The sequence below is a fragment of the Rhizobium sp. WYCCWR 11128 genome (assembly GCF_013416305.1).
Taxonomy (GTDB): Bacteria; Pseudomonadota; Alphaproteobacteria; order Rhizobiales; family Rhizobiaceae; genus Rhizobium; species Rhizobium indicum.
The window spans coordinates 492,565-507,701 of the sequence record NZ_JACCEZ010000002.1; the positions used below are offsets into that span (position 1 = coordinate 492,565).

Sequence of the window (15,137 nt, forward strand, 5' to 3'; positions counted from 1 at the left end):
AATCTCGATCGCTTACTTCGCAAGCTTCGCCAGCGCCGCAACCAGGCCCTGTGTCGAGGAGTCGTGCGATGCTGCACTTTCCTTGCCTTCGACAACCGGCAGCAGGCCCGTCGCCAGTTCCTTGCCGAGCTCGACGCCCCACTGGTCGAAGGAATTGATGCGGAAGAGCACGCCTTCGACGAAGACGCGGTGTTCGTAAAGCGCGATCAGCCGGCCGAGCGCATAAGGGGTCAGCTTGTCATAGACGAAGGTGATCGACGGACGGTTGCCGGTAAAGACGCGGTGCGGGGCGATGAAATCGGCCTTCTTGTCGTCCATGCCCTTGTCGGTCAGCTGCTTCTTGGCTTCCGCGAAGGTGCGGCCCTTCATCAGTGCTTCCGACTGGGCGAGAACGTTGGAGATCAAGAGCTGATGCTGATGCCGCAGCTCCGGCTCGAAGGCGTTGGCGGCGATCATGAATTCGGCCGGGATGATGCTCGTGCCCTGATGGATCAGCTGGTAGAAGGCATGCTGGCCGTTGGTGCCGGGTTCGCCCCAGACGACAGGGCCGGAATTGCCTTCGACCGGCGTGCCGTCGATGGTGACGCCCTTGCCGTTCGATTCCATGTCGAGCTGCTGCAGATAGGCCGGGAAGCGCGACAGGCGCTGGTCGTAGGGCAGGATGGCGCGGGTGGGGTAACCAAGCACATTGCGATGGTAGAAACCGATCAGGCCGAGCAGCATCGGCAGGTTTTCGGTAATCGGCGCCTTACGGAAATGATTGTCGACGGCATGGGCGCCGTCGAGGAACTTGCCGAAATTCTCCGGCCCGACGGCGATCATCAACGGCAGGCCGATCGCCGACCAGATCGAGTAACGCCCGCCGACCCAGTCCCAGAAGCCGAAGACGCGGGCGCTATCGATGCCGAAGGCGGCGACCTTGTCGAGCGCCGTCGAGACGGCGGCGAAGTGGTGCTGCACGGCGGCTTCGCCGAGCGCCTTGGCGATGAAATTGCGCGCCGTCTGCGCATTGGTCATCGTCTCGACGGTGGTGAAGGTCTTCGAGGCGACGATGAACAGCGTCGTTTCCGGCTGCACCAGCTTCAGGATGTCGGCGATATGGGCGCCGTCGATGTTGGAGACGAAATGCGCGCGCGGGCCGTCATGGAAGGGGGCAAGCGCCAGCGTCGCCATGACAGGCCCGAGATCCGAGCCGCCGATGCCGATATTGATGACGTCGGTGATCGCCTTGCCGGTCGCGCCCTTCAGCGCACCGGAGCGGACGTCGTCGGCAAACTTGCCCATGGCGGCAAGCACCGCATTGACGTCGGGCATGACGTCCTTGCCGTCGACCAGCACCGGCGTGTTGGAACGGTTGCGCAGCGCGGTGTGCAGAACGGCACGGTCCTCGGTGAAATTGATCGCCTTGCCGGAGAACATTTCCTCGCGCTTCTTTTCGACGCCGCCGTCTTCGGCAAGCTTCACCAAGAGCTTGAGGATGTCGTCATTCACCGCTGTCTTGGAAAAATCCATCAGCAGGTCGTCAAGCGCGACGGAGAAGCGCGAAAAGCGCTGCGAATCGGCGGCGAAGGCGGCGCGGATATCTGTCGCCTTGGTGGCATCAGCGGTGCTTTTCAGCTGTTCGACGATGGCGTTCATGGGAGGCTCCTTTGGAGGCGGAAAGGTTGCGGAAACTATTCGCTTTCTCACCCGCAAATCAAGTTCAGCCGCCTGTCGAAATGGAAAAAAGCCACCCGCGGCAAGCGGATGGCCCCTTCAGGAAAGCCTCTAATTCATCAAATCGTCAAATTCAGCCGCGCAGGTCCTTGCGCAGGATCTTGCCGACCGGCGACTTCGGCAGCTCGGTGCGGAATTCGATGAAGCGCGGGCGTTTGTAGTTGGTGAGGTTGGCGATGCAATGGGCTTTCACCTCGGCTTCCGTCAGGTTCGGATCCTTCCTGACCACGAAGAGTTTTACCGCTTCGCCCGAATGTCCGTCCGGCACGCCGATGGCCGCGGCCTCGAGGATGCCGGCGTGCATGGCGGCGACCTCCTCGATCTCGTTCGGATAGACGTTGAAGCCCGAGACCAGGATCATGTCCTTCTTGCGGTCGACGATCTTGGTATAGCCGCGCTCGTCCATGAAACCCATGTCGCCCGAGCGGAAGTAGCCGTCGTCGGTCATCACCCGCGCCGTCTCTTCCGGCTTCTGCCAGTAGCCGGCCATCACCTGCGGCCCGCGGATGCAGATTTCACCGACCTGGCCGAGCGGAAGCGAATTGCCGTCCTCGTCGCGGATATCGAGGTCGGTGGAGGGAAGCGGCAGGCCGATCGTGCCGGTGAACTCAGGCGAATCGAAGCGGTTGGCAGTGGCAACGGGCGATGTCTCGGAAAGGCCGTAGCCTTCCGTCACCGCCGTGCCCGTCATCTTCAGCCAGCGTTCGGCGACCGGACGCTGCACGGCCATGCCGCCGCCGAGCGACATGATCAGCGACGAGAAATCGAGCTTGGCGAAATCGGCATTGTTCATCAGCGCATTGAACAGCGTGTTGAGGCCGGGGAAGATATGCACCTTCGATTTTTCGAATTCCTTGACGAGACCGGGAATGTCGCGCGGATTGGCGATCAGGATATTGTGGGCGCCATGCGACATGCCCATCAGCGAATTCACCGTCAGCGCGAATATGTGGTAGAGCGGCAGGGCGCAGAGGAAATTCAGCACCTCCGGCTCTTTCTTGCGCTCGAAGGCCGATCGCAGCCAGAGGGACAGCTGCAGCTTGTTGGCGAGCAGGTTTTCATGCGTCAGCACCGCGCCCTTGGCGACGCCCGTCGTGCCGCCGGTATATTGCAGGAAGGCGATGTCGCTGCCCGTCAGCGTGACCGGCTGGAGCTTTTTTCCCGCACCTTCGCGCAGCACCTGGCCGAAGCTCTTGTGCTGAGGGATCGACCAGGAGGGAACGAGCTTCTTCACCTTGCGCACGACGAAATTGACGATCAGCCCCTTCGGCCCCAGCATTTCCCCAAGCGAGGTGACGACGACATGGCGGAGATCGGTCTTGTTGAGGACCTGCTCCACCGTGCGGGCAAAATTCTCCAGCACGAAGATCGCCTTGGCGCCGGAATCCCGCAACTGATGTTCGAGCTCGCGCGGCGTATAGAGCGGGTTGACGTTCACGACGACGAGGCCGGCGCGCAGGATGGCGTAGGTCGCGATCGGGTTCTGCAGCACGTTCGGCATCATCACGGCGACGCGGTCGCCCTTCTGAAGGCCGGTGCTTTGCAGCCAGGCGGCGAGTTTGCGCGTCTGGCTCTCCAGCTCGCGGTAACGCATCGCCTTGCCCATGCTGGAAAAGGCGGTCCGGTCGGCGTAACGGGCGCAGGATTTTTCGAGCAGTTCGGCAAGCGAGGCATATTCCAGCGGCGGAATCTCTGCCGGAACGATATCGGGATAGGCCGCAAGCCAGGGCTTGTCGGGCTTGGCTCCGTTCGGATGGACGGAAATGCTGTTCATCTGTCTCTCTCCCCTGCGGCCGCCGCGCCGACATCATTCGGCAGATAACCAGAAAGATCCTCCATCTTCCAGTGCGGCAGCTTATGCCATTGCCTGAATGGTTCAAGCCGAATGAAGCTATACTAACCTTGACGTAAACGTCAACATTCCGCCAGCGCACGATCATGGAAAGATGGGGAACTTTGAGTCCGCCATCACGTTGATCTTGCATACTCATCATGAGGAAACACCAAAAGGAGGTGCACAATGTTGAACCAGGATACCGACGCCACCCGCCGTGACCCGAATGTCAAGAGCACCCACTCGCTAATCGCCAGCGACCGCGTCGAGGGCACCCGTGTCTATGGGGCAGATGGCAAGCATATCGGCTCGATCGAACGCCTGATCATCGGAAAGCTCGACGGCCGTGTTGCCTATGCCGTGCTGAGCTTCGGCGGCTTCCTGGGTATCGGTCACGATCACTATCCGCTTCCCTGGGAAAAGCTGAACTACGACACCCAGTTGGATGGCTATCGCATCGACCTGACCAAGGAGCAGATCGAAGGCGCCCCGAGCTATTCGGACGATGACGACACCTGGTACAACGACAATGGCCGCCGGGTCTATGATTACTACGGCGTGCCGCCCTACTGGATGTAACGTCGTCCGATAGCCGAGCTGGAAGGGCCCCGCGGATGCGGGGCCTTTTGGTGTTTGGCGACTGGCTCGCGCCCCTCATCCGGCTGCCGCCACCTTCTCCCCGTAAACGGGGCGAAGAGACCATGCCGTAAGCTCTCCGTCCCTCGCCAGCCTCTTGCATGGCACGTCCCCTCTCCCGTTTTACGGGGAGAGGGTTAGGGTGAGGAGCAGCCGCTACCGCGAGCCGACAACAAGATCGTTGGCCGATCGCAGAACGGCGCCGACGACAATGGCGTCTGCGGTAATCGCCTTTGCCGTCTTCACAGCAAACACATGGCTCTCGCCCGGCAACAGCGTCACCAGCATCGAATCGACAACGGCATCCGGATCCAGCCGGTCTGCCATCAGGCAAAGATCCTTGAGGAAATTTTGCGCCGTCACCTTGACCTGATACCCGCCGTCGATCCCGACGACATGGATAGTCAGCCGCGGTGCCGGCAAGGCAAGCTCGATATCCTCGACGAAATAATGGAAGGCGCGCCGGTCGAGCATCTGCACGACGATCACCTCGTCCTTCGGTAAGTCGGGAGTGACGATATCCTTGGGCAGCGGAAATTCCTTTGCCTCGAAGCGGTCGCACAGCAGCCGCCAGAATTCGAATTCGGCAAGCACGGTGCCGTCGAGCTTCATGCGTTTGCCGCTGATCTTCGCCCGCCAGAACAGCGTTCGTTCATTGACGGCCACCGCCGCAAGCCCGCCGCCGCGCGGCTGGATCGTCAGCAGGCGCGGATCATAGGCCGCCTTCAGCGCATACCAGAGCGGTTTGCGGCGACCGGCCGAATCGAGGGCCGCCCACGAGGTCACCGGCCAGCAATCGTTGAACTGCCAGACCACCGCACCCTTGCAGATATGCCGATGCGAGCGCATGTGTTCGACGCCGAAGCGGATGGCGCGCGCCTGGTTGAGCTGGGTGGCGAAGTGCCAGTCATCCATTGTCCGTGGCTCCGGCAGATGGCCGGATAGGCCGCGGATCAGCTTGTCATTGCCATCAGTTGCCTTCTGATGGTGAAAGACGCCGTTCGATTGCGGCGTCAGCGGCGCGTCGTGCACGCTTTCTTCAATCGTTGCCCAGGCTGCAGGCGCCTGCCAGCCGAATTCAGAGCAGAAGCGCGGGATATAATTGCGGTAGACCTCGTAGCCGACATCGTTCCACACGTCCCAGATATGTTTGCAGCCATGTGCGTCGGCATTGGGTTCGATTTCCATTGAGCCGGAATAGGGACTGCCGGGATAATAGGGCCGGTCCGGATCGAGTTCGATGCAGAGTTTCGGCAGCAGGTCGAGATAATAACCCAGCCCCCAGCTTTCGCCCGCCTTGATGATCGGCCGCCAGCCCCATTCGTCGAAGCCCCAGATATTCTCATTATTGCCGTTCCAGAGCACCAGCGAGGCATGCGGCATCAACCGCACGACATTGTCGCGCACCTCCGCCTCGACCTCGCTTCTGAGCGGCTCTTCTTCCGGATAGGCGGCGCAGGCAAAGAGGAAATCCTGCCAGACCAGCATACCGGCGCGGTCGCAGGCCTCATAGAATTCGTCGGCCTCGAAAATACCGCCGCCCCAGACGCGCAGCATGTGGATATTGGCGGCCTTTGCCTCCTCGATCCGAGCGGCATAACGCTCGGCCGTCACCCGCGGGGGGAAACAATCGTCCGGAATCCAGTTCGCCCCGCAGATGAAGAGCGGCACGTCGTTGATGACGAAGGTAAAGGCCGAGCCATGCTCGTCGGCGGAGGTATCGAGCCGCAGCGAGCGGAAACCGAGTTCGCGCTCGTGAGCGTCGAGCAGATCGTCACTGGCCTCGCCGATCAGCCTGAGCGTCAGCGGATAAAGCGGCTGCGCGCCGAGATGGTGCGGCCACCAGAGCTGCGGCGAGGGGAGGGCAAGCTCGAAGGAAACCTCGTCTTCGCCGGCGCCGATCACCACCGTCTTGGTCACGCCGCCGCCAATTTCGGCGATGAGCTTGCATGGCGCCTTATCGCCATGCCGCGCCAGCCTGGCATGCACTTTTACCAGCCCGTCGCCGCCGGCAAGTGTCGCCGACACCCGCGTTTCGGCAAGCCGCGCCCGATCCCAGCTTTCCAGCCGGACGGGCTTCCAGACGCCCGCCGTCACCAGCGTCGGCCCCCAGTCCCAGCCGAAATTGCAGGCCATCTTGCGCATCAGGTTGCCCGGTCCCGGATAGTTGTTGGGACGGTAGCCGTAATGCTTTTCCATCTCCGCACCGTAGGCGTAAGCCGAGCGGAAGGTGACGGTGAGTTCGTTCTGGCCAGCCTTCAGCAGCCGGGAAACATCGAAACGATAGGTACGGTGCATGTTGAAGGTGCGGCCGATCTCTTCGCCGTTGAGGGATATCACCGCGACGGTATCGAGCCCGTCGAAGACGAGCTCCTGCACCTTGCCATCATCCGGCATCGCCTCGAAGCTGCAGCGATAGGTCCAGTCGGTCTTGCCGATCCAGTCACTGGTGATCTCGTTGACGTCGATATAGGGATCGGGGATCAGCCGGTTGGCGAGAAGGTCGAGATGCACGCAGCCCGGCACCGTCGCGGGTATCGCAGCCGGCAGGCCGGGTCTTGCTGTATCGTTACAGGAGAGCGTCCAGCCGGAATTGAGCGCAGTCTTTTCGATCATGGCGGGCTCCTGATGCATGCCGCTTGAAGCTGTGGGATTATCTGTGGTTGGACCGTATCGGTGGTTCGGCGTCAGATGCCTCAGAGAAACCGGCCGTGGCGCTGCAGCACCTCGATCTTGTAGCCATCGGGATCGCTGATGAAGAAGAACAGGCCGAAGAGCTTGCCGTCGCGGTTGAGCTCCACCAGTTCACCGGGCTTGAGCCCAAGCTTCGACAGCCGCTCGCGCTCGACCGCCACCTCTTCGACCGAGACGGCGAGATGGCCATAGGCATTGCCGAGGTCATAGGGCGCGGTCCGGCCCTTGTTGACCGTCAGTTCCAGCTCGAAGCCGGTCTCGGCATTGCTCATATAGATCAACGTGAAGGTTTCGAAATCGACGCGGTCGGCGACCGAAAGGCCGAAGGCCCTCTCGTAGAAACCGACGGAGCGCGCCTCATCGAGAACGCGGATCATGGAGTGGATCATCTTCGCCAAGTCTGCCTCCCATTGCACTACAGCGCCGCAGTTACGGCATCTTGGTACTCGCCCTCCTACGCCGCGCGCAAGCCGATTCTTCGGGTAATCGCCGCTTCGACCAAGCCCATGGCATCATAGATCAGCACCGCCATCAGGCCGACGATCAGGCCGCCCTGCAGGATGAAGGCGGTGTTGTCGGAAATCAGCCCGGCGATGATGACCTCACCGAGACCCTTTGCCGCAACCGTCGAGCCGATCGTCGCCGTGCCGATATTGATCACGGTCGCGACCTTCAGCCCTTCGAGGATCAGCGGCAAGGCAAGCGGCACCTCGACCCGCAGCAGCCGCTGCGTGCCGTTCATGCCCATGCCGTCGGCAGCATCGAGAACCTGCGGCGAAACCTGCTTCAAGCCGGCGACGGTGTTTTCGAAGATCGGCAACAGGCCGTAGAGAAAGAGCGCAATCAGCGTCGGCATGGCGCCGAAGCCGGTGGCGGGAACCGCGAGCGCCAGCACCGCGACCGGCGGAAAGGTCTGCCCGGCATTGGCGATGGCGCGCGACAGCGGCAGGAAGTCAGCCCCGCTTTCCCGCGTCACGAAGATGCCGCCGACAACGGCAAGCACGGCGCTGCAGACGATCGATCCGATCACCAGCTGCAGATGGCCGGCGGCGAGCGAAGCAAGGCTGTTCTGCGTATAGACGGCAGGCGCATTGTTGCTGGTCAGCGGCACCAGCATGAAGGAAAGCCACTCCGTCCTGAACAGCAGGATGAGCAGCAAAGCCAGCGCCGCCAGGCGGAAGAGATTGGCGACGACGAGCTTCATGCCTTGCGGCCCAGTTCGAGAAGCCGCGTCATCGAGATCGATCCCACCGGCTCCTTCTCGCCGTCCTGCACCGCCGCCTCATCGACCCCCTGCCAGATCATCTCGGCCAGTGCATCACGCAGGCTGAGCGACTGCGGCAGGGCATAGGCGAGACCGTTCTTGGCCGGCTCCATGCTCTCCTTCAGCGGCAGCAGCGACATCAGCTTCAGCGCCCGGTCGGAGGTGCCGGTCAATTGCTGCACGAAGGGATCGGCGGGTTCGGTGAGGATCTTTTCCGGCGTCGAGCATTGCAGCAATCTGCCCTCGCTCATCACCGCGATCTGATTGCCGAGATGGAAGGCCTCGTCCATGTCGTGGGTGACGAGAATGACCGTCGTGCCAAACTGCTTCTGGATTGCCAGCAGATCGTCCTGCGCCTTGCCGCGGATGACGGGATCGAGCGCGCCGAAGGGCTCGTCCATCAACAGCAATTCCGGTTCGGCCGCCAGCGCCCGGGCCACACCGACGCGCTGCTGCTGGCCGCCGGAGAGCTGATGCGGATATTTGTCGGCAAAGCTTGCCGGATCGAGATTGAAGAGCCCGAGCAGTTCCTCGACCCGCTTGGAGATGCGGGCGGAATCCCAATCGAGAAGCTGCGGCACGGTGGCGATATTCTGCGCCACTGTCCGGTGCGGAAAGAGGCCGTGGCCCTGGATCGCATAGCCGATCTTGCGGCGAAGCTCGGTCACCTCAACGTCCATCACATTCTGTCCGCCGACGAAGATCTCGCCTTCGGTGATCGGCACCAGCCGGTTGATCATCCGCATCAGCGTCGATTTGCCCGAGCCAGACGTGCCGACGATGACGGTGATCTCGCCTTTCTCGACGCTCATCGAGACGTTGTCGACGACGGTGGCCACGCCGTAGCGCTTGGTGACGTTCCTGATCTCGATCATGGTCATGCGGCGGATCCCCGGATGCTGTCGATGACCGCATCGAGGATGACGGCCGATGAGAAGGCGAAGAAGACGGTCGGTACGGCGCCGAGCAGGACGAGATCCATGGCCGTCTGGCCGAGCCCCTGGAAGATGAAGATGCCGAAGCCGCCGCCGCCGATCAGTGCGGCGATCGTCACCATGCCGATCGCCTGCACCAGCACGATGCGGATGCCGGTGAGGATGACCGGGAAGGCGAGCGGCATGTCGATTCCAACAAGGATCTGCAAACGTGTCAGCCCCATGCCGGCCGCAGCATCGCGCACCGAAGGGTCGACGCCCTGCAGGCCGACGACGGTGTTGGCGACGATCGGCAGCAGCGAATAGAGCACCAGCGCAATCAGGGCAGGCGCCGTGCCGATGCCGCGGATGCCGATCGCGGCAGCGAGCGGCACATGGGTGGCGAGGTAGCCGAGCGGCAGCATCAACAAGCCGAAGAGCGCCAGACTCGGGATCGTCTGAATGAGGCTCAGCCCCTGCAGCACGGCGGTGCGCAGCTTAGGCACCCAGAAGCAGAGGATGCCGAGCGGCAGGCCGAGAATAATGGCGATGGCAAGCGAGCCGAACGCCAAGAGCAGATGCGATATCGCTTCGGTCTCGAATTGCGGGGCCCGGGTCGAGAATTCCTTCATGATCGAAAGGCTGTCGAGCAGACCGGAGGAGAGCGAGATGAAGAGCAGCGCCGTATAGGCTGCAAGGGCTGCGACCCGCATCCAGGGCGCCAGCCGGATTTTGACAAGCGCATCTGATATGACCAGGCCGATCACGGCAAACAGTGCCCAGAAGCCGCCGCCAGGCGTCATGCGCGCCACCGTGCTGCCGGGGGGCGTTGCCGCCGTCGAGACCAGGCCGATCGCAACGATCAGCGCCGCAAGGCAGAGTGTGCCGATGATAAGCCGCGCTATCGCATTAGTGAGGAACAGCGTGGCGAAAGCGGTGAGAAGGAGGAGCACGGTCAGGATGATGACCGAAGGCTGGGGAAGAAGCTGCATCAGCAGCATCGGCTTGCCGGCGGCGATGCGGTTTGCCTTCACGTAGATGAAGGGCATCAGTGCTGTCGCCGCGATGCCGCCGGCCACCAGAACCACGCCGAGCCGGTCCAGCCTGCGGACCGCTAAGGTTTCTGCCATTCAAATCAACCCTGTCTGGCCAACCCTGTCAGCCCAACCCTATCAGCAAAGGAGGCTCCGCCCTTAATCGGGCGGAGCGGGCTATCACTACTTCAGGAAGCCTTTTTCCTTGAGATAGGCTTCGGCGACGGACTTTGCCGGCTCGCCGTCGACCTGGATCTTGGCGTTGAGCTTGCGCAGCTCGTCGGCGGTCAGGCTCTTGAAGATCGGCGAGAGCACTTCTTCGATCTTCGGATTGGCCTTCAACACCTCTTCGCGGATGATCGGCGTCGGGGCATAGACCTGCTGCACATTTTTGTCGTCTTCGAGAACGGTGAGTTCGGCCGCTTCGATGGCGCCGTCGGTGCCGTAGACCATGGCGGTGTTGACGCCGTTCGTCTGATCGGCGGCCGCCTTGATCGTTGCCGCCGTGTCGCCGCCGGAAAGAACGACCATCTGGTCGGGCTTCAGCTGGAAGCCGTAGGTCGTCTGGAAGGCGGGAAGCGCGCCGGCCGAATTGACGAATTCGGCGGAGGCGGCAAGTTTGGCGGCACCGCCGCCGGCAACCCATTTGCCGAAGTCCGTAAGGCTCTTCAGCTTGTTCGGGCCGGCAACATCGCTGCGCACGGCGAGCGCCCAGGTGTTGTTGGCAGGCGACGGCGTCAGCCAGACGATCTTGTTGGCGTCGTAATCGAGCTTCTTCGCCAGCTCATAGCCCTGGTCGATGTTCTTCCAGGCGGCGTCATCGGCCTTGTTGAAGAAGAAGCCGGCATTGCCGGTATATTCGGGATAGATGTCGATTTCGCCGGCGGTGATCGCCTTGCGCACGACGGGTGTCGCGCCAAGCGCGATGCGGTCCTGCGTCTTGATGCCATTGGCTTCGAGAGCGAGCGCAATGACGTTGCCGAGCAGCGTGCCTTCCGTGTCGATCTTCGACGAGACGACGACGTCGGCGGCATGGGCCGCACCCACCGCGAAGGCGGAGAGCGAAACGGCAAGTGCGAGTTTCTTCAGCATGGAATATCCCCTTGTTAAACACCGTTGACCTACAGCGCCGCACGTCTTTCAGACGTGCAAGGACGCTGTAGCACTTTGAATTTCTGCATAATTTATCCTGAAATCGGCTCCGACTTCAGGAATTATGCAGTTGCCCAAGCCCTTGGCGGGAGGCCTGCGCATAGGAAATCCGCCGGCGAAGGCGACCAAGTCGCCATCATGCCGGAATTGCGTGCGTCATGGAAATAGCGTTCATGCCCGAAAAATCGATGCAAGCCCCCTCCAGTATTTGCGGTCGCGGCACGATTATGGCGGCGAATGCACCTCCGCGCGCGGAAACGCATTCCCTTTTCCAAGGCCGGCGCGATTTGTTTTTGTCCCCTTGCGTGTTTCCACGATATTCCCAGGCTCTGTTGCGGATTCCCGCCGCCCGGATTTTTCTATGATCGAACGATAGCCCGCCTCTCCGGAGGCAGGGATATCTTTTTTCCTGAACACATCATATCGTCCGGTTTTTCCAGCGCTTTCCGGAGGCGGACGTTTGCATCTTGGTGCCCTGTTCATCGCAAGCCATGTCCTGACCTCCGGTTCGGTCCGCGAGACCGCGCGGCGCTTCCAGCTGTCGCCCTCCACTGTCTCGACGGCAATCCACAATCTCGAGACCGAACTGGCGATGACGCTGACGGAACGCGCCTCCGGCGAGCTGGCGACGCTGATTGCGAGCGGCAGGGTGCTGGAAGGTCTCAAGCCGATCATGGCTGCGATCGGTGAGCTCGGCCAATGGGCCGGCCATGACGCCGCCGCCGCCGAGATCGACGAAGCCTGGGCATCCCGCATTCCCGTCAAGATCGTCACGATGGAGCGTTTTCTCGAAGTTGCCGACCAGGGCAGCATCAACCGGGCCGCCCGCCGCCTTCGCCTCGGTCAGCCGCAGCTTTCGCTTCAGCTTGCCAATCTTGAGAAATTTCTTAAGCACCGCCTGTTCGAACGGCAGGCGCAGGGCTCGGTGCTGACGGAGGAGGGCAGGCGCGCCTACCAGATCTTCATGGCGATCAGCCAGGCGTGGAACGATCTCAAATCGTCGGCCGACGAGCGTTATCGGCGCACCGCCCGGTCGCTGCGCATCGGCTCGATCATCCCGACCGGATCGGAAAGTTGGGTAGCGCGCTGCCTGGGCGCGCTGGTCTCCGAATGGAATATGCGCCGCAACAACAATGCGATTTCGCTGGTCTCGATGACCGCCGACGATCTGCGCGAGGCGCTGAAGAGCGGCCGCATCGATGTCGCGATCCTGGATTCGGTCTTCGGGCTGGAAAGCTTCCGCCATCGCGAATTGCTGCAGACCGAGATGGTGGTGATCGCCCCGCCTGACAGTACCGAGACCAGCGTCGCCGATCTCGTCGCCGGCCACCCGATCTGCATGCCGAGCCCGCGCACCGGCCTCGGCCATGCGGCCATGGCCTTCAGCTATGAACGCGCGCCCAACCGGCGCCTGCGCGGCCAGGATATCACGGCGGCGGATTCGCTGCCTGTCATCGTCGACCTCGTCACCAATCACGGCTACGTCTCCTTCCTCGGCCGCGTCAGCGCCATGCCGATCGCCGACAAGGTACGCATCGTCGATCTCGACGAGCATCTGCCGATGTCCTATCACGTCGCCTTCAACCATCGCAAAGCCGCCGCCGATGCCTGCACTGTCATCATCGAGGTGGCGGCCAGAATTACGTCGGAAACCGTCGCGCGCACCATAAGGCCGACGGACGCCAGAGCCAGGGAGACTGCAGCGTGACGATCTTGCTCGAAGTGTGTGTGGACAGCGCCGAAGGCCTTGCCGCCGCGATCGAGGGTGGCGCCGGGCGCATCGAGCTCTGCTCGGCGCTGGAGCTCGGCGGCCTGACGCCGCTGCCGAGCTTGATGCGGATCGCCGCCCGGGCGCCCATTCCGGTCTATGCGATGATCCGCCCTCATGCCGGGCCCTTCGTCTTCGACGGGGCAGACGAGGAAGCGATGATGATCGATATCGACGCCGTACGCGCCGCTGGCCTTGCCGGTGTCGTCATCGGCGCCAACCGGCCGGATGGTACGCTCGACATGCCGTTGATCCACCGTTTGAAGGCGCATGCGGCCGGCCTCGGCTCGACCCTGCATCGCGCTTTCGATCTGGTGCCGGATACCGATCAGGCGCTGGAGCAGGCGGTCGAACTCGGCTGCGAACGCATCTTGACCTCCGGCTGCAAGTTGAAGGCGGCCGACGGCCTCGACACGCTGAAGCGCATTTCGGCAAAGGCCGCCGGCCGCATCGCCATCATGCCCGGCAGCGGCATCCGCCCGGCAAATGTCGGCGAGATATTGAAGGCGACCGGCGCCCGCGAGGTCCACGGCTCCTGCAGTTCACCGGTCGAAAGCGCCGATCCGCGCGCGGTGGCCTTCGGCTTCGAGGCGAAGAGTACGAACAAGACGGATGTCGCGATTGTCAGGCAGATGCGTAGGGCAATTGAGGCGGCGGGTTAGACTTGTAGCCTGGGTCGAGCCACAGGTCTTGACCCGTCCTTCGGACAGACATGCCGTGACCTCTCGACTCCCTCTTCTCCCCAGCGGGGAGAAGGTGCCCGTAGGGCGGATGAGGGGGCCGGCGAAGCCGGTCTTTCCCAACGTCCATGCGGGTTTCACCGGCTCGCGTTGTCTCAGGGCGTTGCCGTCGGCGTCGCGGGACAGGTTATGAGAGGAGGGGGTGTGCCATGTGGCCCCCTCATCCGCCTGCCGGCACCTTCTCCCCGAGGGGAGAAGAGATTTGCCGCGTCCTCGCCGTTCCCTTACGCTGTTGCATGGCAGGCCCCGGTAGGGTGAGGGGCAGCCACAAGCGCAAAACGGACAGCCGTGGTATTGAACAGAACTCAGCCGCTTCAGACTGTTCCCGAAATTGCCCTAACCACCAATACTGATCACCGCCTTGATCAACCCATTCTTCTCATGCGCCCAGCGCGCGAGATCGCGCGGCGCATCGGCAAGCGTCGTGCGGTGGGTGATGAGCTTGTCCACCGGCACCAGCCCTTTGGCGATCGAATCCGCGACATGCTCGAAATCGACGCGGGTGGCGTTGCGGCTGCCGATCACCATCATCTCGCGCTTGTGGAATTCGGGGTCGGAGAAGCGGATATCGTCCTTGACGACGCTGACCAGCACCAGTGCGCCGCCATGGGCGACGAAGGAGAAGGCCTTCTCCATCGAAGGTCCGTACCCCGTCGCATCGAAGACCACGTCGAAACCGTCGCCATTGGTCTTTTCCCGGACGGCTTCCGCCGTCGCCTCGTTGGCAACGATGCCGGAGGTGAAGCCGAAACGCTCGGATGCCATCTGCAGCCGCTCGCTGCTGGTATCGAGCAGCGTCACCTCATGTCCTGCGATGCGCGAGAAGATCGCCGCCCCGAGGCCAATCGGCCCGGCGCCGATGACGAGCGCCTGTGCTCCCGCACCGGTCATCGAACGGCGCACCGCATGGGCGCCGATCGCCAGAAACTCGGTCGTTGCCGCCGCTTCGAGGCTTACACCTTTGGCGGCATAGAGGTTCTCGGCCGGAACCGAAATCTCCTCGCAGAAGGCGCCATCCGTATGGACGCCGAGCACCTTGATATTGGTGCAGCAATTCGGCTTGCCCTGACGGCAGGCGATACATTGCCCGCAGGAGAGATAGGGATTGACGATGACGGGCGTGCCGACCGCCATGGCAACGCCGTCGCCCGCTTCCAGCACCGTTGCCGAGATCTCATGCCCCATCACCCGGGGATATTCGAGGAACGGATGTTTGCCCTCGAAGATGTGGTAATCGGTGCCGCAAATGCCGACATGGCTGACGGCAAGCCGCACCCAGCCGGCGGCGGGAGCCGCTGGCGAGGGACGCTCGACGATATCGAGCACGCCGGGCTCCCGGCAAAGAACTGCTTTCATGACGGGTCTCGCATTCCTGGAATGGAGGA

12 protein-coding genes are annotated in these 15,137 nt (G+C 62.4%); 3 read left to right on the forward strand and 9 right to left on the reverse strand.

Annotation, left to right across the window (positions count from 1 at the left end; all coding sequences use genetic code 11):
• Positions 1–12: 12 nt before the first annotated feature.
• The gene (gene pgi / locus HX898_RS10105; protein ID WP_138332386.1) at positions 13–1,638 is read right to left on the reverse strand and encodes a glucose-6-phosphate isomerase; all 1,626 of its coding nucleotides are present in this window, start codon (positions 1,636–1,638) and stop codon (positions 13–15) included.
• A gap of 151 nt (positions 1,639–1,789) precedes the next feature.
• Positions 1,790–3,490 (reverse strand): long-chain fatty acid--CoA ligase, encoded by a 1,701-nt coding sequence (locus HX898_RS10110; protein WP_138332387.1) that lies wholly within the window; start codon positions 3,488–3,490, stop codon positions 1,790–1,792.
• A 246-nt stretch (positions 3,491–3,736) separates the two neighbouring features.
• On the opposite strand from HX898_RS10110, the gene HX898_RS10115 reads away from it, so the two are divergent.
• Positions 3,737–4,129 carry a PRC-barrel domain-containing protein gene (locus HX898_RS10115; RefSeq protein WP_011650296.1) on the forward strand — a complete coding sequence of 131 codons (393 nt, stop codon included), beginning with the start codon at positions 3,737–3,739 and terminating at the stop codon, positions 4,127–4,129.
• Positions 4,130–4,342: 213 nt separating this feature from the next.
• On the opposite strand, the gene HX898_RS10120 is transcribed toward HX898_RS10115, so the two are convergent.
• From HX898_RS10120 to HX898_RS10145, 6 genes are all read right to left on the reverse strand, one after another.
• Entirely contained in the window at positions 4,343–6,802 is a 2,460-nt protein-coding gene (locus tag HX898_RS10120; protein ID WP_180194585.1) for a glycoside hydrolase family 2 protein, read from the reverse strand.
• 80 nt (positions 6,803–6,882) lie between these two features.
• Positions 6,883–7,278: a VOC family protein gene (locus HX898_RS10125; RefSeq protein WP_138332389.1), complete on the reverse strand. Its 396-nt coding sequence runs from the start codon at positions 7,276–7,278 to the stop codon at positions 6,883–6,885.
• A gap of 56 nt (positions 7,279–7,334) precedes the next feature.
• The gene (locus tag HX898_RS10130; RefSeq protein ID WP_180194586.1) at positions 7,335–8,084 is read right to left on the reverse strand and encodes an ABC transporter permease; all 750 of its coding nucleotides are present in this window, start codon (positions 8,082–8,084) and stop codon (positions 7,335–7,337) included.
• The gene (locus tag HX898_RS10135; protein ID WP_138332391.1) at positions 8,081–9,025 is read right to left on the reverse strand and encodes an ABC transporter ATP-binding protein; all 945 of its coding nucleotides are present in this window, start codon (positions 9,023–9,025) and stop codon (positions 8,081–8,083) included. The genes HX898_RS10130 and HX898_RS10135 overlap by 4 nt, the downstream gene beginning before the upstream one ends.
• Positions 9,022–10,188 carry an ABC transporter permease gene (locus tag HX898_RS10140; protein ID WP_180194587.1) on the reverse strand — a complete coding sequence of 389 codons (1,167 nt, stop codon included), beginning with the start codon at positions 10,186–10,188 and terminating at the stop codon, positions 9,022–9,024. The genes HX898_RS10135 and HX898_RS10140 overlap by 4 nt, the downstream gene beginning before the upstream one ends.
• Before the next feature lie 87 nt (positions 10,189–10,275).
• On the reverse strand, positions 10,276–11,184 hold the full coding sequence (locus HX898_RS10145; protein ID WP_003545119.1) for an ABC transporter substrate-binding protein: 909 nt from the start codon (positions 11,182–11,184) through the stop codon (positions 10,276–10,278).
• A 520-nt stretch (positions 11,185–11,704) separates the two neighbouring features.
• On the opposite strand from HX898_RS10145, the gene HX898_RS10150 reads away from it, so the two are divergent.
• Both HX898_RS10150 and HX898_RS10155 read left to right on the forward strand, forming a co-directional pair.
• Positions 11,705–12,952, forward strand: a complete 1,248-nt coding sequence (locus HX898_RS10150) for a LysR family transcriptional regulator (protein ID WP_180194588.1) — start codon at positions 11,705–11,707, stop codon at positions 12,950–12,952.
• Positions 12,949–13,674, forward strand: coding sequence for a copper homeostasis protein CutC (locus HX898_RS10155; RefSeq protein ID WP_180194589.1), 726 nt, complete (start codon positions 12,949–12,951; stop codon positions 13,672–13,674). Before HX898_RS10150 ends, HX898_RS10155 begins: the two co-directional genes overlap by 4 nt.
• A 414-nt stretch (positions 13,675–14,088) precedes the next feature.
• Here the strand turns inward: HX898_RS10155 and HX898_RS10160 are convergent, their stop codons facing one another.
• Complete coding sequence (locus HX898_RS10160; protein WP_138388246.1) at positions 14,089–15,108, reverse strand: zinc-binding alcohol dehydrogenase family protein; 1,020 nt, start codon at positions 15,106–15,108, stop codon at positions 14,089–14,091.
• Positions 15,109–15,137 lie beyond the last annotated feature (29 nt).

What these genes read in the sequence shown, in the direction of transcription:
- pgi (WP_138332386.1), bottom strand. Translation starts at nt 1,638, where the DNA reads ATGAACGCCATCGTCGAACAGCTGAAAAGCACCGCTGATGCCACCAAG.
- HX898_RS10110 (WP_138332387.1), bottom strand. Translation starts at nt 3,490, where the DNA reads ATGAACAGCATTTCCGTCCATCCGAACGGAGCCAAGCCCGACAAGCCC.
- HX898_RS10115 (WP_011650296.1), top strand. Translation starts at nt 3,737, where the DNA reads ATGTTGAACCAGGATACCGACGCCACCCGCCGTGACCCGAATGTCAAG.
- HX898_RS10120 (WP_180194585.1), bottom strand. Translation starts at nt 6,802, where the DNA reads ATGATCGAAAAGACTGCGCTCAATTCCGGCTGGACGCTCTCCTGTAAC.
- HX898_RS10130 (WP_180194586.1), bottom strand. Translation starts at nt 8,084, where the DNA reads ATGAAGCTCGTCGTCGCCAATCTCTTCCGCCTGGCGGCGCTGGCTTTG.
- HX898_RS10135 (WP_138332391.1), bottom strand. Translation starts at nt 9,025, where the DNA reads ATGACCATGATCGAGATCAGGAACGTCACCAAGCGCTACGGCGTGGCC.
- HX898_RS10140 (WP_180194587.1), bottom strand. Translation starts at nt 10,188, where the DNA reads ATGGCAGAAACCTTAGCGGTCCGCAGGCTGGACCGGCTCGGCGTGGTT.
- HX898_RS10145 (WP_003545119.1), bottom strand. Translation starts at nt 11,184, where the DNA reads ATGCTGAAGAAACTCGCACTTGCCGTTTCGCTCTCCGCCTTCGCGGTG.
- HX898_RS10160 (WP_138388246.1), bottom strand. Translation starts at nt 15,108, where the DNA reads ATGAAAGCAGTTCTTTGCCGGGAGCCCGGCGTGCTCGATATCGTCGAG.